This window comes from Bacillus sp. SRI_025 (assembly GCF_057592095.1).
The window spans coordinates 396148-416027 of sequence record NZ_JBYEGB010000001.1 but is presented as its reverse complement, the minus strand read 5'-3'; the positions used below and the strand labels follow the sequence as shown (position 1 = coordinate 416027).

Here is a 19880-nt window from a genome sequence, read left to right as displayed (position 1 = left end):
AAATTGAAGAAAACAGGCGTTACACTAATCGTTCTCATGATACTGACTCTACTAGTCGCACCCTTTCAGTCTGCCATGGCAAGCTCGGCAATTTCAGTGAAATTGTCTAATTATATCGGAAACAAAACAAGCATGGATATTTCAACAACTGGGGAATACAAGCTATCAGGATCAAATGTTGCTGTGACGAAAAGATATGACGGCAAAAATCGCTATGAAGTAGCCAATAGCATTGCATCTGCTGGCTGGAAAAATCCTTCAACTGTTGTCATTGTCAGTCGTGATGCATTTGATCATGCGATTTCTGTATCACCGTTAGCATACAAATTGGGCGCACCTATTTTGTATACGAATATTGAAAAACTGACGAAAACAACAGAAAACCAGCTGAAGAAAATGAAGCCGGATAACATTCTGATTGTCGGAAATACGAAAAGCATTTCAACAGCTGCTGAGAAATCTATTAAAAAGTATGGTAAAGTCAGACGTATTAGTGGAAAAGACAAGTTTGAAATCTCCCAAAAAATCGCTAAAGAAATGGGTAACTATAAGCAAGCTGTCGTTGTCGGCGGGAACTCATTTATGAATGGGATTGCCATTGCATCCTATGCATCGAGAAAGGGATACCCTATCCTGTTAACAAAAAAAGATTCCATTCCGTCTTATAGAATGCCAAGTAAAGTGATCATCATCGGCAGTACGAAAAGTACTGGACAAAAAGTTGAAAATCAAATCAAAAAAACCTCACAGGTGACAAGAATCAGCGGTGCCAATCGCTATGAATTATCTGTGAATATTATAAAGAAATTAAATATTAATGCAGATAAAGTTTATTTGGCGAAAGCTTCGAGCTATATTTATGCTATGCCGCTGTCGCAATTGGCTGCAAAATCTAACAGTACCGTTGTGTATGTGAAACCCGATTCTGTCACAGCGTCTTTAAAAGCACTGTTGAAGGAAAAAGGTACATATGCTTATCATCTTGCGGGCAGCACAAGTGCGATTAAAGATAGCTTGAAAAATTCCTTAGCCAAACAAGTTTATCTGAAAAAAAATCAAAACTACCAATTGAATATTTCTAACGGAAAAATTTCATTAAAAGGCATAAAAACGTATAGCACAGTAAGAGTTGTTCCTGAGAAATATTCAACAAAAAATGTCCTTCAAATTGCAGGAAAGCCGTATTTAGGCAGCGTAAACTTTGCAATTGAATCAGGGTATATCAGGCCGACTCTCGAAAATATTCCATTTGAAGACTATCTAAAAGGCGTAGTGCCTAATGAAATGCCTGCAAGCTGGAATGTTGAAGCGCTAAAAGCACAGGCGGTTGCCGCTAGAACTTATTCTGTGAAAAGTATTGGAAAAGTCGTCCCTGATACAACAGCCTTCCAAGTCTATGGAGGATATAACTGGTACACAAATTCGACAAAAGCTGTCGATGCCACAAAAGGAAAGGTTCTGAAATACAACAATCAACTCATTTCAGCAACCTATTACTCTAGCAATGGCGGTTATACAGAGGCAAGTGAAGAAGTATGGGGAAATGCACTGCCATACTTAGTGGCCAAAAAGGATCCAAAAGATCCAGTCAATCCATGGACACTGAAACTCTCTAAGAAACAACTGAGCACGACATTGACTGCTAGTACAGCAGCATCTCAATGGTCTAAAGCAAAAGAGACAAATGCAGCTGACCTTGCTGGCCTGAAATCATGGCTGCTTAAAAACAAAGAAACTGCTGCATCTGATATGAAAATCGCATCCATCTCAAGCCTGACGTTTTCAGGGAAAACAAAAGGCCAGCGTGCGAAGACGGTATCGATCAAACTGACATACCATCTGAAAAACAAAACAGGCACATATTCGGTGAACAAAAGCACAACGGCAAGTATGAAGATGACCGAGTTTCGATCAGTCATGGGCGCAACAAAAGTGAAAAGCACGTTTGCGTCAGTCAAAAACAACACAAATGACTTCACGATTTCAGGAAAAGGGTATGGCCACGGCATTGGTATGAGCCAATACGGAGCCAAAGCGAGAGCTGAATCTGGAAACTCATATTCTTCCATACTCTCGTTCTACTATCCAGGTACAAAACTAACAAACTATTAAAGGATAAAAGGAGGACATAGAAGATGCGCTCATTGATGAAAACAGCCATCCTCAGCCTCATCGCTATTTTCGTTATCGTTCCAACAGCTTTGGCAGACAATTCAGTCTCACGAATTGATGGCGGTAGCAGATATGCTGTAGCGGCAAACGTAGCGAAAAAAGGATGGGGAACTGCAAGTACAGTCGTTTTAGTAGGGAAAACTGCGTATGCAGATGCAACAGCAGGAATTCCACTTGCACATCAAAAAAATGGACCAGTTCTTTACACAAACAGTAAAAGCCTTTCGGGTGATACAAAGAAAGCCTTAACTTCATTAAAAACAAAAACGGTGATCGTTTTAGGCAGCACATCAAGTGTGTCAAACAACGTGGTCAACCAAGTGAAGAAAATGGGCATCTCCACACAGCGTATTTCAGGAAAAAACCGATATGAGCTATCTGCTAATATCGCGAAAAAAATGAAAAAGCCAGCAGGCGTCGTTGTCGTTGAGGGTTCTTTCTATGCACATGGGATTGCAATTGCACCTGTAGCCGCTCAAAAAGGATTCCCGATTCTATACACAGATAAAAAGGGACTTCGTTCTGAAATCGCTTCTGTTGCAAAAGCAAGCAATGTCAAACAAACCATTGTAGTCGGCGGAGAGAACTACGTCACAAAAGCAGCTTATAACCAATTGAAGTCTCCAACACGAATCAAAGGATCGACTCGTTATGATGTCGCGGCAAATATTGTGAAAAAATACAATATGAGCGTCAATAATACCTATGTAGGAAGAGGATTTGGCTATGCCACTTCATCTTCTGCTGCTGGCATTGCGGCGAAGCAAAACAAAGCATTGCTTCTAACGAATGAAAAGACGCTGCCAAAAGTAACAAGAGCAACAGTGAGCAGCAAGAAAATCACTAAATTTACTGTTGTAGGCAGTACAAATACTGTCACTCCAACTGTTGTAAACCAGCTGAAAAACCCGGCTGTTGGGAAAAAAGTATTCATTGATCCAGGTCATGGCGCGCATGATTCAGGAGCTGTAGGTTACGGATTATATGAAAAGAATTTGAATTTAGACGTAGCAAAGCGTTTAAATACGAAATTAAACAACGCTGGTGCACTTGTGACCATGTCAAGAACATCAGACACATTTGATAGTCTTCAAACACGAGTGAGCAAAGGTGCCAATGCGAAAGCGGATATCTTCATTAGTGTCCATGCGAACTCAAATGATAACAGCAGTGCAAATGGAACAGAAACATACTATGACAAAACATATGCGGCTGCAAACAGCCTGAAGCTGGCGCAAAACATCCAGCCAAAAATGGTTAGTGCACTAGGGACAAGAGACCGTGGTGTGAAAACAGCTGGCTTCTACGTCATTAAATATTCTAAGATGCCGAGTGTTCTTTTAGAAACTGGTTTTGTTTCTAGTCCAGTTGATTCAAACATCTTGAAATCTGCTACGTATAAAGATCGTTTAGCGTCAGGTATTTCAAGCGGTGTGTCAGGTTATTTTAGATAAGAAAACACAAACCTGAGGGGTGCCTCAGATACTCCTCTTAGGCTGCTCGAGTAAGAACTCGGCAGCCTTTTTTTAAAAGTCCACGAAGAAACATTGTCAAGTTAAAAATACATTTCATTTTTGGCTATGTTTGTTATAATTGAAACATAGAAGGTGAATGGTTTACGCATAAATCTTCAGCAAACCGACAAATCATGAAGAGGTGACGATCTTGAAAAAATTAATCACAATGCCGTTTCTAGTATTGCTTCTAGGAGTATTGCTCACAGCGTGCGGCACAACAAATCAATCAAGCGATAACAAAAAGGATGACAGTCAAAAAGAAACAACTGAAGCAACCGATCAAAACAAAGATAAGGCTGCAGACGAAAAATCAGAAGATGATCAATCATCAAAAAATGAAAAATCAGATGATCAAAGCAAAGAAACAGCTGCTCAAACAGAAGAACCAGCAGGTCAATCTGATGAAGAAGCAAAAGACAGCTCAAGCAAAGAAATTACAAAAGAAGAACCTGCTAAAGACCAATCAAAAACTGACTCAAAATCTGACTCTAAAACAAAGAAAGAATCAACAACTAGTAAGAAAAATGAAGTCACCAAAGAAGGCACATATGTCGGTTTGGCTGATGGACATACAATTGCTGTCAACATTGATGGAAAAGAAGTAGCGATTCAATTCGGAAATACCTTTTCTAAACAAGTGAACAGCTTAAAAGAAGAATCAAAAGTAAAAGTAACCTATACAAAAGATGCAAATGGAACACTTCGATTGAAAACGATCGAATCTGTAAAAGCAAAATAAAGAAAAGACCCGGAGACCCGCAGAATTGCGGGTCTTTTTTACGTTGAAAAGGGCATAACTTGATATAAGTGCACATTCTTAACACAGTTTTACAAGACTTAACAACCCATTTACATTTGCTTAATGTTGCTCTGCTAAACTGACTTTCATAGAACATCTCTTTACACAACAACTACTTTGAATGGTGAGGTGCAGGTCAGTGAGTGCAGAGAAAGCGATGAATCTTTACAGAGAATATGAAGTGAGACGAAATCACTCTTTTGCCTTAACAGAACATATGGTTCGTTATTTATTTGCAAAACGTTTCATAGATTTAATGTTCTCGTTCATCGGATTGATGTTGAGTACGCCAATCATTTTGCTGTTTGCTCTTTTGATTAAGCTGGAAACACCAGGGCCAGCCTTTTATATGCAGGAAAGGGTCGGGAAAGACGGTGTTTACTTTAAATTATGGAAGCTCAGATCGATGAGAACTGACGCAGAAAGCGGAGGAGCAAAATGGGCTCAAAAAAATGACCCGCGTATCACCAAAGTGGGGGCATTCATCCGTAAAACAAGAATTGATGAACTTCCGCAATTTATCAACGTGTTAAAAGGAGAAATGAGTATCGTAGGTCCTCGTCCGGAAAGACCGATGTTTACCGCAGAATTTAATCGGACGATTCCAGGCTTCACAAAAAGATTGGCAGTAAAGCCGGGGCTGACAGGTCTTGCTCAAGTAAATGGCGGATATGAAATGAGTCCAAGTGAAAAATTAACACATGACTTACAGTATATTCAAAACTTGACATTTTCTCTCGACACGAAGATTATGGTAAAAACGTTAAAAGTCATCATGACTGGTGACGGAGCCAGATAAGTAAAGTAGGGAAGAGAAATGGCAAGTATAAAAAAACGCATGCTAGGCGGGGCAAAATGGACAAGCTTGTCCGCATTGATCATCACCATCATCCAAATTGCACAGTTCGCCTTTTTAGGGAATGTGATGTCACTCAAGGAATTTGGACTCGTTGGCATGATCACAACTGTCACAATATTTACGCAGATTTTACTTGATCTAGGAATTGGGGCAGCGATCATTCAAAAGGAACAAACGACAGAACGTCAATTATCTACATTATATTGGATCAACTTGCTCACAGGGATTATCTTGTTTTGTCTGCTCATCCTGCTAAGCCCAATGATAGCCGCTTTTTATAACCGGCCAGAGCTAGAGGGTCTGCTCAAGCTATTATCGATCATGTTTCTGATTGCACCGATTGGCCAGCAGTACCAGTATATGATGCAAAAAGACTTAGCCTTTAAAACATTAAGCACCATTGAAGCTATTGCGACCATCATATCGCTGCTCGTTTTACTCGTTTTCGCCTTCTTCATGAATCCGATTATCGCCTATGTCATTTCACAAGTGCTGCTGCAATCAGGAAAAGGTCTCATGTATGCAGCGGCTTATTGGAAGAAGTGGCGTCCAGCACCTGTTTTTGCATTAGGAGAGGTGAAGGAATTTTTCTCATTCGGTGCATTCCAGCTCGCATCCAGACTGGTCAACCGAGCAGGATCAAACATCGACATGATTTTAATCGGCCGATTTCTTGGAGCGGAGGCGTTAGGTATTTACAGCTTGGCGTATCAAATTGTGACGATACCCGTACTGAAGATAAATCCGATTGTGACGAGAGTGGCTTTCCCAGTTTTCGCAAAAAGTCAGCGTGATCACTCCATGCTGCGTGAGGGCTTCCTCAGTATGACAAATATGCTCGCATTGGTTAGTTTTCCATTATTAATCGGCCTTGCTGCCGTATCAGACAGTTTTATAGAAGTCGTGTTTGGAGAGAAATGGCTAGTAGCGGTTCCGGTTTTAAATATATTGTGCATTGTCGGCCTGCTGCGTGTGTTGATGAATCCAAACGGTTCCATACTTCTTGCAAAAGGGAGAGCGGACTTAGCCTTTTATTGGGATACGGGGATGCTCATCGTGTATGGCTACGCATTATATGCAGGTGTCATGACAGGCAGTCTGCTCACAGTAGCTTGGATTTACTCAGGTGTCAGCCTGCTCAACTTTATTGTCGGTAGATGGCTCATGGCATATGTCATTCAGCTTGATATGAAGGTGTATTTAAAATCACTTGGAAAGCCTGCTATCATGACACTGCTTATGGCGATCTGTGCGATAGCTTTACATCAAGGAATGAAGCTGACATCAGCAGATATTTCACTTCAATTACTTCTGACTGTTTGTGTCAGTGCTGCATTGTATGGCTTGTTGCTCATCAAAATGTATCCCCAGGCTGCAGGCAAATTATTGAGAAGAGGTCGTTCGTCATGAAGGTACTATGGCTGACAAGTGTATATCCTAGTGAAAAACATCCGAGTGAGGGCGTATTTCATGAAACGCAAGTCCAGGAGCTGCTCAAACAAGGAATAGAAGTGACTGTCATTTGTCCTAATCCAGAGAATCCGCCGGTTTTACGGATGCTCAAGGCATCCTATAGGCAGAAAAAAGAGCTGCCTGAACAGGAAGTGCGGAACGGAGTGACAGTTTACAGACCGTCTTATCGAGCGCTCCCTGGACAGCTGAAATGGGCACAGCCGAGTAAACGAATAGCGGCTTCCGTTCTCCGGGCAATGCAGCATCATCAGCTGTCACCAGATTTCATCCATGCGCACTTTGCCATGCCGTCTGGCGGAGCGGCGGCTGTCATTCAGAAAGAAACGCAAATCCCTTATCTTCTGACCTTACACGGCAGTGATGTGAACGTATATCCGAGCTATAGCAAAGGGGCACAGGCAGCCTTTGAAACGGCGGTGAAGCAGGCGTCTGTTGTTCTGACGGTGAGTGAGGAGCTCGCTAAAAAGACAAATGATATGACGAAGGTAGAAGCAAAATGTCTTCCGCTTGGTATACCGCTCCAATCATTTTCAAGAACGGAAGAAGATCAAAAAGGCATCAGAAAGCACTTAGGTTTACCGCTTCAAGATAAGCTCGTTGTTTTCGTCGGGCGTTTAGTGAAAGAGAAGGGCTTGCTTGAATTAGCTGATGCTGTCAGCAGCATGGATGGTGTGAAAGCAGTCTTTGTCGGAAAAGGCCCCCTTGCAAAGGAGCTCACGGAACGGGCGGGAGCATCTATCATACTTCCAGGGCAGGTGCCGAATGAGCAGGTAAGAGACTACTTAATGGCAGCTGATCTGTTTGCACTCCCTTCCTACAGTGAAGGAATGCCAACCGTCGTTCTAGAAGCGCTCGCTTTAAAAGTACCTGTCATTGCAACACGGGTTGGCGGTCTCCCATCCTTATTTTCTACCTATCAACACCTGCTCGTTGAACCACGTTCGGCGAGTCAGTTGAAAGAGGCGATTCACGCCTGCCTTTATGAAAACAGATGGAATGAGCAAGTGAAAAGCGATCTTCATGAAATGGTTCATACAGAATATTCATCAGAACATAATGCGAAGCACCTCATTCAGCAATATGAGAAGGTGCTCAATCAATCAACATCCATCGTTTAAACAAGATGAAATGTGCAAAGAATGATAGATAGATAAACAGCTTGGAACGGACAATATGCTTTTACTGAGAGGATGAAAAATGTTGAAGAAAATTGCTGTGATTGGAACAGGGTATGTCGGGTTAGTATCGGGTACTTGTTTTGCTGATATCGGAAATCGTGTCATCTGCTGTGACATCGATGAATCAAAAATCAACAGCTTAAAAAGTGGTGTCGTTCCCATTTATGAACCAGGTTTAAAGGAATTGATTGAAAAGAATACAGAAGAAGGAAGACTGTTTTTTACAACGAATATTCCTGCCGCTATTAGGGAATCAGAGATTATCTATATTGCTGTAGGGACACCGATGACACCACAAGGGGAAGCAGATTTAACGTATGTGAAAGCCGTCGCTCAAACGATCGGTGAACACCTGAATGGCTATAAAATCATCGTCAATAAAAGCACAGTGCCCGTTGGAACAGGCCGTCTCGTTCAAGCCATTGTGGAAAAGGCATCGCGCAGCAAATATCCCTTTGACGTCGTATCCAATCCAGAGTTTCTCCGAGAAGGCTCTGCAATTCAAGACACGATGAATATGGAGCGGGCGGTCATTGGTTCAACAAGCACTCATGCTTCCACTACCATCAAAAGGCTGCATGATCCGTTTCAAACAGAGGTTGTGGAGACCAACTTAGAAAGTGCTGAAATGATTAAGTATGCTGCAAATGCCATGCTTGCCACAAAAATCTCTTTCATTAATGACATTGCAAATATTTGCGAAAGGGTAGGCGCTGACGTTGAAAAAGTCAGTGAAGGAGTTGGATTAGACAGCCGCATCGGGCATAAATTTTTAAAAGCAGGCATTGGATTTGGGGGTTCTTGTTTTCCGAAAGACACAATGGCTCTTCTCAAAATTGCCGAAACATCCGGGTATCGGTTCAAGCTGATCGAATCTGTCATTGAAACGAACAACAACCAAAGAGCCCACCTTGTCAGCAAACTGATGAGTGTGTTCGGTGATATTAAAGGAAAAACCATTTCTGTCTTAGGTCTTGCATTCAAACCGAATACGAATGATATGCGTTCCGCACCTGCATTAGATATTATCCCAATGCTGAGAGAGCTAGGTGCTTTTGTAAAAGCCTATGATCCGATTGCTTATATGGAAGCTGAGCGGGAGCTTGGTCCGCAGGCGGTTTTCAGCAATGACCTGTATGAAACAGTAAAAGATACGGATGCCTGTCTCATTCTAACAGAATGGGACGACGTACAGAAGATGGATAAAGATCAGATCAAGCAGCTGCTTCGTTCGCCAATTGTAATTGATGGAAGGAATTTGTTTGATCCAGCAGAAATGAAAGAGAGAGGATTTATTTACCAGTCTATCGGCCGCCCAAGTGTATGGGAAGCAGAATTGGTATCGAAGGCACAATAACAGGGGGAGCTTGGATGAAGAAAGTATTGGTTACTGGGGGAAGCGGATTTATTGGATCACATACGGTAGAGGCTTTACTAGAAAAAGGCTATGAGCCCATCATTCTTGATAACTTTTCAACTGGATCTCGAGAAAATATTGCCCATCTTTCCGTGCAATGCATAGAGGCAGATGTCACAAAGCCAGCGACGATTGATTTGATCAAACAAATCGCGCCGGATTATATTATTCATCTTGCAGCACAAGTAAGTGTAGCCATTTCCGTTCAGGATTTCGTTTTTGACGAAGAGGTCAATGTCAAAGGATCTCTGCACGTCATGAAAGCTGCGGCTGAAGCAGGAGTGGAAAAAGTCATCTTTGCCTCATCAGCAGCTGTCTATGGAGACCCGGTGTATCTGCCAGTAGACACCGCTCACCGGCTGAAGCCTGGTTCACCTTATGGCTTAGCAAAACTGACAGTAGAGCGGTATTTAGAAATGGCAAAATCACTTTATGATGTGGACTATTGTATTCTTAGGTACAGCAATGTATATGGTCCTCGCCAAGACGCACTTGGCGAAGGTGGTGTTGTTTCTATTTTCTCTGATAAGTTTGCAAAGGATGAGGCCCCTTTTATCTTTGGAGATGGGGAACAAACAAGGGACTTTATCTATGTGGGTGATCTAGCAGCAGCGAATGTTGCGGCATTAACAGCCCAATCAAACGTTTGTTTAAATATTTCGTGTGGTCATTCCATCACTGTGAATGAACTGTTTCAAACGATGAAACGGGTAACGAGTTCACAGCTTGAACCGATTTACAAGCCGCAGCGTGCAGGAGATATCGTGCATAGTACACTAGCAAATGAGGAAACGAAACAAGTCTTAGCTTGGGAGCCTGTTGTGAGTTTACAGGAAGGTTTGGCTCGTACCATTTCCTACTATAAACAGGAAGTCAAGGCTTAATCCCTCAAATCGGATGGGTTGCTTAGGAGGAAAATGGGTATGAGCGTGAAACAAACAGCATGGCAAATCATGATCGGATGTATATTATTTGCAGCAGGGCTAGGACTTGTACAAATGGCGTCTGCGCAGCCCATCGGGTTAAAAAAGATCGTCACCATTCCGGTCCTGCTTTTGATCCTGACGGCTTTTCTCGTGTTAATGAAGCTATACATGAACGGTGAGCAAGTGTTCATGTCAGCCATTTATCTTTTAATTGCATTGACCTTTCTCAACAACGCTTTCTTTTCAATTAGTGCTGGGTTCTTTAGTCTTTTTCTCTACCGTATTATGCTCATTGCTGCCTTTGCATTATTCATATGGCGGATGAGAGATAAGGGGACGTACATATCGCAGTGGCAGCAGATTCGTGTAAAAGGGATTCTTGGTTTTTTCGCTGCATGGTTTCTTTATGGGCTCATCTCACTGCTGTGGGCTCATTCGGTGACAGACGGTCTCAAATATATGTCCCTGCTTGCGATGGGGATGGGGTTTGTCTTTCTTGTGGTCATGTACATCCAGCGAATGGATCAAGTGGTCACCTTTTATAGCATTTGGCTCATCATGACTGTATTTGTAATGGGGATAGGGTTTTATAATCACTTTACTTTGAACCATTTACCGAATACTTCATTGTATCTTGGGCCGGCGTATAAACAGCACTATCCTACAGCTGTCTTTTTTAATCAAAATGATTTTGCGACGTTTTTATCGATTAGCTTTTTCTTATATTTAGCGTGTATGCGTCAAATGAAAAATGGTTATCTCAAAGCATTTGGATTATTTGGCGCCATCGCAGCACTGTATCTCATTTTGTTAACAGAATCCCGCGCGAGCCTGCTTGGCATATTTGCAGGAGTCGCCATCTATGTGTGGCTGCTCATGCCGCGCTTTCTCAAAAAGTGGTCACTCATCGCAGCAGGTGGACTTGGTGTCATCTGTATCGCGGTTTTTTCAGCCAAGATTTATTCAGTCTTTTATGACTTGTTTCTCGCTTCTCAGGTCGCGCATTCTTTTAGTGAACCACTCCCATCCAACATTGCGAGAGCGAATTTGATCAAAAATGCATGGCATTTCTTTACGGATTCATACGGATTTGGTGTCGGAGCGGGGAATGTGTCTTACTACTTAGCCCACTTTTCAATCTTTGATACAGATCAAGTGGTTGAAGTGCACAATTGGCTGCTGGAAGTGATGACGAACTTTGGATTTGCGGTCATGCTGGGCTATATCTCCGTCTACGCTTATCTCATGTTCACACTGTATAAACAATACCAATGGGCTGACACAAGATCAGCAAAAATGATCATTGAAGGTTTGTTCGCTGCCATGCTGAGCTTTCTCGTTTCAAGTATCAGTCCTAGTTCTGTCTCGAATTTATATTTCCACTGGGTCTTTTTAGGCCTCGTGATCGCAGCGGTGAATATGTTGAAAAACAAACAGCGGTTTAAGACTTGGTAAACCGTGTGTGATGCTGCGCTGGTATGGCTACACTAGTGAAAAAGCAAATACGTCAATGTTGGGAGAATGAACATGTCTGGTTTCATATCTAGAATAGGGAAGCGAATCAAAAAGTATATCGTATGGCTCGTACTGCTGCCTGTCGTATTAGGCGCTTTTGGATTCTTTTTTGCCAAAGGAACAACGCAGCAGTCTAGTTACACAGCTGCTGTTACTCTCACGCTTGGTAAATATGATGACGGAGTGTATAACAATATGGCTGAAGTGACATCTCTATTAAAAAGTGATGCCTTTCTGAATGAAGCACTCAGTGACATCAAAGAAGAAGAAAGGCAGGATGTGAAAAGCCGCCTCATCCTCACCAATCAATCAGATACACAATTACAGCTGTCCTTCACAGATGCTGAGAAGTATCATGCTTTAGCTGTCGTGAAGCAGGTGTCGGATACATTTCTGAAGCAAGATAAAGCATTATTTACAAAAAGGCAGCAGGTGATTGAAAGTAGATTATCTGCTCTGGAAGACGAATCTGTCAGCAACGATTCCAAAGTAGATAAAGAACGATTCTTATATGAATTGGAGTCTACAAAGCTTGGAATGAAGCAGGCGAAGATTGTTGACCCTGCTCAAGTTCTTGATGAAGGCAATAAAGGCATGTCAGCGAAAAAGCGTGCACTGCTTGGACTTGTCATTGGCTTTAGTATCTCGCTCATGTTTGTGGTCTTGCCCGAAGTGTTCAAAGAATCTTAATGATGAACTGGAGATGAGTCTTAGGTGAACAATCAACCGTTAGTATCAATTATTACACCGGCCTATAATGCGGAACGTTATTTAACGGATACAGTTCATTCCGTCCTTGCCCAAACCTATTCCAATTGGGAACTGATCATCGCAGATGATTGTTCAACAGATGGAACAAGGAAGCTGCTTGGGGACTTAAGTGAAGCAGACGACAGAATCAACGTCATTTATTTAGAGCAAAATGGGGGAGCCGCCATCGCTAGAAATACAGCCATCAAACAGGCAAAAGGCCGCTTTATTGCTTTTTTAGACAGCGATGATAAGTGGAAAGAGACGAAGCTCGAAAAGCAGGTAGACTTCATGCTGACAAACGATTATGCCTTTACATTCACAGCATATGATATTATCGCAGAAAATGGAGAACCATTAGAAAAAACCGTCACTGCACCAGCAAGATTAACTTATGATGAAGCTTTGAAAAATACCATTATCGGCTGTTTAACGGTGATGCTTGATGTACAGAAGATCGGACATATAGAAATGCCGAACATCCGCACAAGACAGGATTTAGCTACGTGGCTGTCCATATTAAAAAGAGGATTTACAGCCTATGGTATGAGTGAACCGCTCAGTGAATACCGCATCGTTGGAAACTCGATCTCTAGTAACAAGTGGAAAGCAGCGAAAAAAACGTGGTTCGTCTACAGAGAAATTGAGCAGCTTCATTTTGTCAAAGCATCTTGGTGTTTTATGCACTATGCGACAAATGCTGTGAAGAAGCGCTTATAAACAGAAGGGAAAAAAGGTGATAAAGGTGAAAGCAGACTCGATCATACATGTTATCGTAGCGACGGGAGAATGGGGACAGGACGGCTTGAGGTACAGACGGCATCGACTGGCGGAATTTCTAGCATCTGATCCAGAAACGAAAGAGGTCATCTGGGTATGCCCATCTGCATCCCGTCATAAAGCTCCCTTTCAGCCCATAACCGATCGAATGAAGCAATTGACCATTCCTGATGTGCTTAAGAGCAAATTTTTTCGCTTTGGCCGATATCAAGACATGTTCTATATTCATAAATTGTCCCCACTTCTTGAGCATTTGCGGCAGGAGGAAAAGAAGGGGATCGCTGTTTGCTTATGGTATACGTTTCCAGGATTTCCGCTCTTATCTTCTTTATTTGAATGGAAACATATTGTCTATGACTGCAGTGACCTGTGGGGAGAGCCGATAAGCGGCAAAAATAATTTGCTTTCTTATATGAGGCAGCGTGTCATTGTGAAAGCAGAAAATCGAATCATCAAATACGCACACAGTATTACATGCTCTTCTCAATACTTACACGATCAAATTAAAAAACGTCTCATGGGTGAACCGAAAGATGTCTTTACAGTGGAAAATGGCGTTGAGTACGATGTGTTTGCCAAAAGCAATCTTCCATGTAAGGAGGATGTGCTGGGAGGAAGAGAAGGAACTGTTCTTGGCTTTATTGGAGGCATCAAGCCGAAGCTGGATTTTGACATGATAGCCGAAGCTGCTCGCATGCAGCCTGATTGGACATTTTTATTTGTCGGTCCGGATGGAACAAATGGCGATCCATCTTTTCAGCATGCACTTAAACTGCCAAATGTGATTTGGACAGGTGCTGTTGCACCAGAAGAAGTGCCTGCGTATATGAAGCTGATTGATGTAGGCATGATGCCATACAAACAATCTCCTTACAATCAAGCCGTGTTCCCGCTCAAGCTATATGAATTTTTAGCCGCAGGAATACCGGTTGTCGGTTTAAATCTTCCGTCAACGGAAAGGCTAAAAGAGAATGATGTGTATGAATATTTAGAGGGCGAAGATCCTAGACTCTTCGTGGAAGCCTGCCAAAAAGTGATCAGCAAAAAAGACGACATGGACTATAGACATCTAAGACAAAGCCGTGCGAAGAAAAAAGATTGGCACGCGCTGTTCACAAACATGGTGGAACTAACGAATATTAAAGAAAACGCATAATTCATCAGGGATTGTGCGTTTTTATTTGTTTCTTCTTTACAGGGGAAGCTTGTGATCATCCTCTATTCAATTGTATAATGGAAAGAGCGGCCAATATACAAAATACAGATTTCAATTTAGAAGGAGACTGACCTATGGATTACGAACGCGCCTTATTAGCGTTTTTTGTCTCTCTGGCTACAGTTTTAATTGTGACACCAATCGTCAAAAAGTTTGCAATTAAGATTGGTGCAGTGGACCAGCCGAATAAACGAAAAGTTCATGATAAAGTAATGCCTCGAATGGGCGGTTTGGCAATTTTTATTGGGGTAGCGGCTGGAGCATTAGCAGGCGGGCTGTTTCTACATAATAAAATTACAGCAATTTCAGTTGGTGCCGTACTTATCGTCATTCTAGGTATATTTGATGATAAATATAATTTAAGTGCAAAATTCAAATTTCTCGTACAAGTTCTTGTTGCTTGTCTGATTGTAAGCACAGGCTTAAAAATGGACTTTTTCTCTGTTCCTTTCTTAACAGATCGAATTGAGTTAGGCTGGATGGCATATCCCCTAACCGTGTTATGGATTGTCGGAATCACAAATGCCATTAATTTAATTGACGGCCTTGATGGACTGGCTGCCGGTATTTCCGTCATCGGTTTATCAACCATTGCCGTGATGGCATTTTCAGCTGATAAAATTTTGATTCTTTCTTTATCCCTTGTTGTCATTGGCAGTACCATCGGCTTTCTTTTTTACAACTTTCATCCGGCAAAGATTTTTATGGGTGACACCGGTTCGCTTTTTTTAGGCTATATGATTTCGGTACTGTCACTATTAGGGCTATACAAAAGTGTCACTTTGTTTAGTGTAGTTGTCCCAGTGATCATCTTAGGTGTCCCTATTTTCGATACCACCTTTGCCATCATTAGACGAATATTAAACAAACAGCCAATCTCAGCACCTGACAAATCTCATATTCATCATAGACTGATGGCCTTTGGCTTGTCCCATCGCATGGCTGTCATCGTGATTTATATGATTGGCTTAGTCTTTAGTCTAAGTGCGATTTTGCTGACAAGCGCCACCATTTGGTTATCACTGATTATTATCTTTTTACTGGTCATGTTCATGCAAGTGATTGCAGAAGTCACAGGCTTGGTGAATGAAGAATTTAAACCATTTACGAAATTTTATAAACGAATGGTCAAAAGGCAGTAAAAAACAGCCCGTTCCTAGGAACTGGGCTGTTTTTATTATTGTCCAGGTGTGCTGGTCGATGAGTTAGTTGTATCACTTGACCCTGTTTCACCAGAGGATGGATTGGTTTGTGAATCTGTTTCAGTTGAAGATTCAGCAGGAAGCTTTAAATGCGTCCGTAATTCATTTTGGACGTTAGCTAAATTGGTCGGATCTGGCTCAAAGTAATACGTGCGATTTGGCCCTAAATAAAGGTCTGATCCCTTAATAGAAAGTGTTTCTGTGTCGTCTCCTTTAAATCCGCTGTAGATTTGCTGAAGCGCAAGACCTTCTGTGATACGGAAATTGGTCGTAATGTGATCACTGACCTCTTTAGCGATGTTATCGACGTTCGCAATGTTATTTGGCTTCGCCATTTGATCAATCATTGCACGTAAAATTTGTTTCTGACGATCGTTACGTCCGAAATCACCGCGTGGATCTTGTTTTCTCATCCGTGCGTAAGCAAGTGCTTCTTCCCCGTTTAAATGCATATTGCCTTTTTTGAAGTAAATCTTTTTCGATTTTTTAACATCACTTTTTTCATTGAAGTCAAATGGAACATCGATATCAATTCCGCCGACTTCATCAATGACATCCTTGAATCCGTCGAAATCAACGGTTGCATATTTATCAATCGGAATATGCAAGAATTGTTCGACAGTTTCGATCGTTTCGTCTTTACCACCTTTAGCAAATGCTGCATTAATCTTTTCTTTACTTCCTGTTGTATCACTTGCAAGCTGTACGCGTGTGTCACGAGGAATACTAACCATTTTCATCGTTTTGTCTTGAGGGTTAATCGTTGCGACAATGAGTGAATCTGAACGGCCATGATCACCCTTTGTGGCATAATCCTCAATTCCGACAAATAATACAGAGAAAGGTTTTTTCTTAATATCAATGACAGCATCACGAAGATTCGATTTCTCTCCACGGTTTAGTTCATCATATGTTTTGTCAGCAGCTTGAAGAGTATTGACGATTTTATATACTGCGAATCCGCCCATGCAGATGATAAGTAGCAAAAATAAGACCAGAATACGTTTGATAATTCTCTTCTTCTTACTCTTTTTCTTTCGTACACGCACTTTTACTCGTTGTGCCATTCATCTGTCTCCTTTATCGGACCAATGTCCTTTTCTAAATAAATCAATTCGCCTTCTTTTGTAACACTCTTTCCATTTGTCAGCTCAGTCATCCACTCAACGAACTGCTCTGTTTGTGTTTCTTCGACATATGTCTCAAAAATAACATCTTCTGCATAATGGATTTCTTTTAGCTGAAAAGATGAGGCTCTAAGCTCATTCTCTACCTTTCCAAGCCATGTATAATCTATTGTTGTGTGCATTGTACGCATTAAACAGCGCTCTACCATGCCAACATGGTTGATAGCTTCTGATACAGATTTTCCGTAGGCACGAATCAATCCACCGGCACCTAGCTTGATACCGCCGAAATAACGAGTGACCACAACGACTGTATCTTTCAGCTTCCGTTTTTTTAGCACTTCAAGCATTGGCACACCTGCTGTACCACTTGGTTCACCATCATCATTCGCTTTTTGAATGAGGTCATGTTCACCAATGAGATAGGCTGAACAATTATGTGTGGCATTCCAATGTTGTTTTTTAATGGATTGTATAAATGCTTGTGCTTCTTCTTCTGAGACAGCACGCTGTATATGACAAATAAAACGTGATTTTTCAATGACGATCTCATGCTCGCCACGACTTTTTACTGTAAGATAGCGATTCAGCAAAAGACACACCCTCCTGACAAGCAAATTGTAAGACTAGTGAAAATTTGCATTGGTTTTAGAATTTTACAGCGTATTTTGTTATGATGATAGGAGCGGAAAAAGGGTCGTCATAAAAACTTCAAGATTTATACGCATTCTTTCATTATAATTCGACATAAAATGCAGATCAATGACATTTATAATAAAAAAAGATGACATCACTGTTACGGGAGGGAAAAGCCATGACAACACCCAAAATGGATCCAAAATTATTGGATTCAATCATCATGAAAATGCTAAGTACAGTTGATGGCAGCAAGGACGAAGTATTTAGAATAGGCGAACAGTCCCGTCAACAATATGAAAGCCTAGTAGAAGAGCTGAAGCAAATCAAGCAGCAAGTAAACGAAGTAATTGATTTTGGGGATAAGCTGGAAGTCCATACAAGACATGCTAGAAATCGCTTATCTGAGGTCAGCAGAAACTTCAACAAATTCAGCGAAGAAGAAATACGGGAGGCCTACGAAAAAGCACATAACTTGCAGGTGGAACTCACCATGATTCAGCAGCGCGAGAAGCAGCTGAGAGAAAGAAGAGACGATCTGGAAAGACGATTACTAAGCTTGCAAGACGTCATAGAACGCTCTGAAACGCTTGTGAGTCAGATTACAGTTGTTCTCAACTATCTCAACCAGGATTTACGCCAGGTCGGCGTTTTACTTGAAGATGCTCAGGCAAAACAAGATTTTGGGCTCAGAATTATTGAAGCCCAAGAAGAAGAACGCAAAAGAGTGTCTCGGGAAATTCATGACGGCCCTGCTCAAATGCTGGCAAACGTGATGATGCGTTCCGAATTAATTGAACGGATTTTTAGAGACCGCGGTACAGAAGAAGGCTTTAAAGAAATTAGAAGTCTCAGACAAAATGTGCGAAATGCACTGTACGAAGTAAGAAGAATCATTTATGATTTAAGACCGATGGCATTAGATGATTTGGGTCTGATTCCAACACTGAGAAAATACTTAAACACAATTGAAGAATATGATGGGAAAACCAAAATTACGTTCCAATGCCTAGGTGATACAGAAAGCGAAAGAATTGCTTCTCAATTTGAAGTAGCACTGTTTAGACTAGCCCAAGAAGCTGTCACAAATTCATTAAAGCATTCAGAAGCTGAAGAAATCTCTGTCAAAGTAGAAGTAACGAAAGACTTTGTGACATTAATTATTAAAGACGATGGAAAAGGCTTTGATATGAAAGATGTGAAAACAAACAAAAACAAATCCTTCGGTTTACTTGGCATGAAAGAACGCGTAGACTTACTGGAAGGTAAAATGACCATAGACTCAAAAATAGGTCTAGGGACATTCATCATGATTCGCGTGCCGCTAACATTGCAAAATAAAATTGTAAAATAGAGTCAAAAGACATATTGACCATAAAGTTCAGGTGTAGAACAATAAACATGGGGAGGCGTAGCTTGTGACTAAAGTAAATATTGTAATTATTGATGACCACCAATTATTCCGTGAAGGTGTCAAACGGATTTTAGATTTTGAACCTACTTTTGAAGTAGTTGCAGAAGGAGACGACGGTGACGAAGCTGCACGTATCGTAGAACACTATCATCCGGATGTTGTCATTATGGACATTAATATGCCGAATGTAAATGGTGTTGAGGCTACAAAGCAGCTTGTTGAGCTTTATCCCGAATCAAAAGTCATTATTCTATCTATTCATGATGATGAAAACTATGTAACACATGCATTGAAAACAGGAGCTAGAGGCTACCTGTTAAAAGAAATGGATGCAGACACACTTATCGAAGCAGTGAAAGTTGTAGCTGACGGAGGCTCTTATTTACATCCGAAAGTCACTCATAATTTAGTAAATGAATTCCGACGCCTAGCAACTAGCGGCGTTTCAGCACATCCACAGCACGAGGTATATCCTGAAATTCGCAGACCACTTCATATCTTAACTAGACGTGAGTGCGAAGTTCTTCAAATGTTAGCTGACGGAAAGAGCAACAGAGGAATTGGTGAATCGCTCTTTATTAGTGAGAAAACAGTCAAAAACCACGTGAGTAACATTTTGCAAAAAATGAATGTAAACGACCGTACACAAGCTGTTGTTGTAGCTATTAAAAACGGCTGGGTAGAAATGAGATAATGTTCCGGACAAGTACTCCTTTTTCGCCTGTTTTTTGTTCTCTCACATTTTAGCTGGAGAGAAATGATAGACAGGGTAAGGAGTCTTTTTCGGATATAGCGGGCTTGCCTATTGATTAGGCAGGCTTTTTTGATTACTATTATAAATCTAATGAAAAAATGATCATTCTTTTAAAATAAAAAAGAGTAACTTAACGAATAAGGAA

17 protein-coding genes are annotated in these 19880 nt (G+C 41.3%); 15 read left to right on the top strand and 2 right to left on the bottom strand.

Annotation, left to right across the window (positions count from 1 at the left end):
- Positions 1 to 3: 3 nt before the first annotated feature.
- The 13 genes from AC20OE_RS02160 (at position 4) to AC20OE_RS02100 (ending at position 15744) form a co-directional block, all read left to right on the top strand.
- Positions 4 to 2112 (top strand): SpoIID/LytB domain-containing protein, encoded by a 2109-nt coding sequence (locus tag AC20OE_RS02160; protein WP_126682374.1) that lies wholly within the window; start codon positions 4 to 6, stop codon positions 2110 to 2112.
- A gap of 23 nt (positions 2113 to 2135) precedes the next feature.
- Positions 2136 to 3626 carry an N-acetylmuramoyl-L-alanine amidase gene (locus tag AC20OE_RS02155; protein WP_039181847.1) on the top strand — a complete coding sequence of 497 codons (1491 nt, stop codon included), beginning with the start codon at positions 2136 to 2138 and terminating at the stop codon, positions 3624 to 3626.
- A gap of 202 nt (positions 3627 to 3828) precedes the next feature.
- A complete protein-coding gene (locus AC20OE_RS02150) occupies positions 3829 to 4428 on the top strand; it encodes a prolipoprotein diacylglyceryl transferase (RefSeq protein WP_228280141.1) in 600 nt (199 codons plus the stop codon).
- Positions 4429 to 4627: 199 nt separating this feature from the next.
- Entirely contained in the window at positions 4628 to 5287 is a 660-nt protein-coding gene (locus AC20OE_RS02145) for a sugar transferase (RefSeq protein ID WP_034281119.1), read from the top strand.
- Positions 5288 to 5305: 18 nt separating this feature from the next.
- Positions 5306 to 6757 (top strand): teichuronic acid biosynthesis protein TuaB, encoded by a 1452-nt coding sequence (gene tuaB / locus AC20OE_RS02140; RefSeq protein ID WP_126682372.1) that lies wholly within the window; start codon positions 5306 to 5308, stop codon positions 6755 to 6757.
- Positions 6754 to 7938, top strand: a complete 1185-nt coding sequence (tuaC, locus tag AC20OE_RS02135; protein ID WP_126682371.1) for a teichuronic acid biosynthesis protein TuaC — start codon at positions 6754 to 6756, stop codon at positions 7936 to 7938. Before tuaB ends, tuaC begins: the two co-directional genes overlap by 4 nt.
- Before the next feature lie 79 nt (positions 7939 to 8017).
- Positions 8018 to 9355 (top strand): UDP-glucose 6-dehydrogenase TuaD, encoded by a 1338-nt coding sequence (gene tuaD, locus AC20OE_RS02130; protein ID WP_126682370.1) that lies wholly within the window; start codon positions 8018 to 8020, stop codon positions 9353 to 9355.
- Between the two features lie 14 nt (positions 9356 to 9369).
- A complete protein-coding gene (locus AC20OE_RS02125) occupies positions 9370 to 10299 on the top strand; it encodes an NAD-dependent epimerase/dehydratase family protein (protein WP_487268222.1) in 930 nt (309 codons plus the stop codon).
- 39 nt (positions 10300 to 10338) lie between these two features.
- Positions 10339 to 11796, top strand: a complete 1458-nt coding sequence (tuaE, locus tag AC20OE_RS02120; protein ID WP_039181830.1) for a teichuronic acid biosynthesis protein TuaE — start codon at positions 10339 to 10341, stop codon at positions 11794 to 11796.
- A gap of 72 nt (positions 11797 to 11868) precedes the next feature.
- A complete protein-coding gene (tuaF, locus tag AC20OE_RS02115) occupies positions 11869 to 12546 on the top strand; it encodes a teichuronic acid biosynthesis protein TuaF (RefSeq protein ID WP_058837533.1) in 678 nt (225 codons plus the stop codon).
- Positions 12547 to 12570: 24 nt separating this feature from the next.
- Positions 12571 to 13326: a teichuronic acid biosynthesis protein TuaG gene (gene tuaG, locus AC20OE_RS02110; protein WP_058837534.1), complete on the top strand. Its 756-nt coding sequence runs from the start codon at positions 12571 to 12573 to the stop codon at positions 13324 to 13326.
- 16 nt (positions 13327 to 13342) lie between these two features.
- Entirely contained in the window at positions 13343 to 14542 is a 1200-nt protein-coding gene (gene tuaH, locus AC20OE_RS02105) for a teichuronic acid biosynthesis protein TuaH (protein WP_372555766.1), read from the top strand.
- A gap of 134 nt (positions 14543 to 14676) precedes the next feature.
- A complete protein-coding gene (locus AC20OE_RS02100) occupies positions 14677 to 15744 on the top strand; it encodes a glycosyltransferase family 4 protein (RefSeq protein WP_034660156.1) in 1068 nt (355 codons plus the stop codon).
- A 35-nt stretch (positions 15745 to 15779) separates the two neighbouring features.
- Here the strand turns inward: AC20OE_RS02100 and AC20OE_RS02095 are convergent, their stop codons facing one another.
- A complete protein-coding gene (locus AC20OE_RS02095) occupies positions 15780 to 16871 on the bottom strand; it encodes an LCP family protein (RefSeq protein ID WP_058837535.1) in 1092 nt (363 codons plus the stop codon).
- Positions 16856 to 17524: a YigZ family protein gene (locus AC20OE_RS02090; RefSeq protein ID WP_064497974.1), complete on the bottom strand. Its 669-nt coding sequence runs from the start codon at positions 17522 to 17524 to the stop codon at positions 16856 to 16858. The genes AC20OE_RS02095 and AC20OE_RS02090 overlap by 16 nt, the downstream gene beginning before the upstream one ends.
- A 221-nt stretch (positions 17525 to 17745) precedes the next feature.
- Between AC20OE_RS02090 and degS the strand changes: the two genes are divergently transcribed.
- Both degS and degU read left to right on the top strand, forming a co-directional pair.
- Positions 17746 to 18921, top strand: coding sequence for a two-component sensor histidine kinase DegS (degS, locus tag AC20OE_RS02085; RefSeq protein ID WP_003213166.1), 1176 nt, complete (start codon positions 17746 to 17748; stop codon positions 18919 to 18921).
- Positions 18922 to 18985: 64 nt separating this feature from the next.
- Entirely contained in the window at positions 18986 to 19675 is a 690-nt protein-coding gene (gene degU, locus AC20OE_RS02080) for a two-component system response regulator DegU (protein ID WP_008348273.1), read from the top strand.
- The last annotated feature ends 205 nt before the right edge of the window (positions 19676 to 19880 follow it).

Coding starts and splice junctions, on each gene's coding strand:
- tuaC (WP_126682371.1), top strand. CDS start 6,754: ATGAAGGTACTATGGCTGACAAGTGTATATCCTAGTGAAAAACATCCG.
- AC20OE_RS02095 (WP_058837535.1), bottom strand. CDS start 16,871: ATGGCACAACGAGTAAAAGTGCGTGTACGAAAGAAAAAGAGTAAGAAG.
- AC20OE_RS02125 (WP_487268222.1), top strand. CDS start 9,370: ATGAAGAAAGTATTGGTTACTGGGGGAAGCGGATTTATTGGATCACAT.
- AC20OE_RS02100 (WP_034660156.1), top strand. CDS start 14,677: ATGGATTACGAACGCGCCTTATTAGCGTTTTTTGTCTCTCTGGCTACA.
- tuaE (WP_039181830.1), top strand. CDS start 10,339: ATGAGCGTGAAACAAACAGCATGGCAAATCATGATCGGATGTATATTA.
- tuaF (WP_058837533.1), top strand. CDS start 11,869: ATGTCTGGTTTCATATCTAGAATAGGGAAGCGAATCAAAAAGTATATC.
- degS (WP_003213166.1), top strand. CDS start 17,746: ATGACAACACCCAAAATGGATCCAAAATTATTGGATTCAATCATCATG.
- tuaB (WP_126682372.1), top strand. CDS start 5,306: ATGGCAAGTATAAAAAAACGCATGCTAGGCGGGGCAAAATGGACAAGC.
- tuaD (WP_126682370.1), top strand. CDS start 8,018: ATGTTGAAGAAAATTGCTGTGATTGGAACAGGGTATGTCGGGTTAGTA.
- AC20OE_RS02155 (WP_039181847.1), top strand. CDS start 2,136: ATGCGCTCATTGATGAAAACAGCCATCCTCAGCCTCATCGCTATTTTC.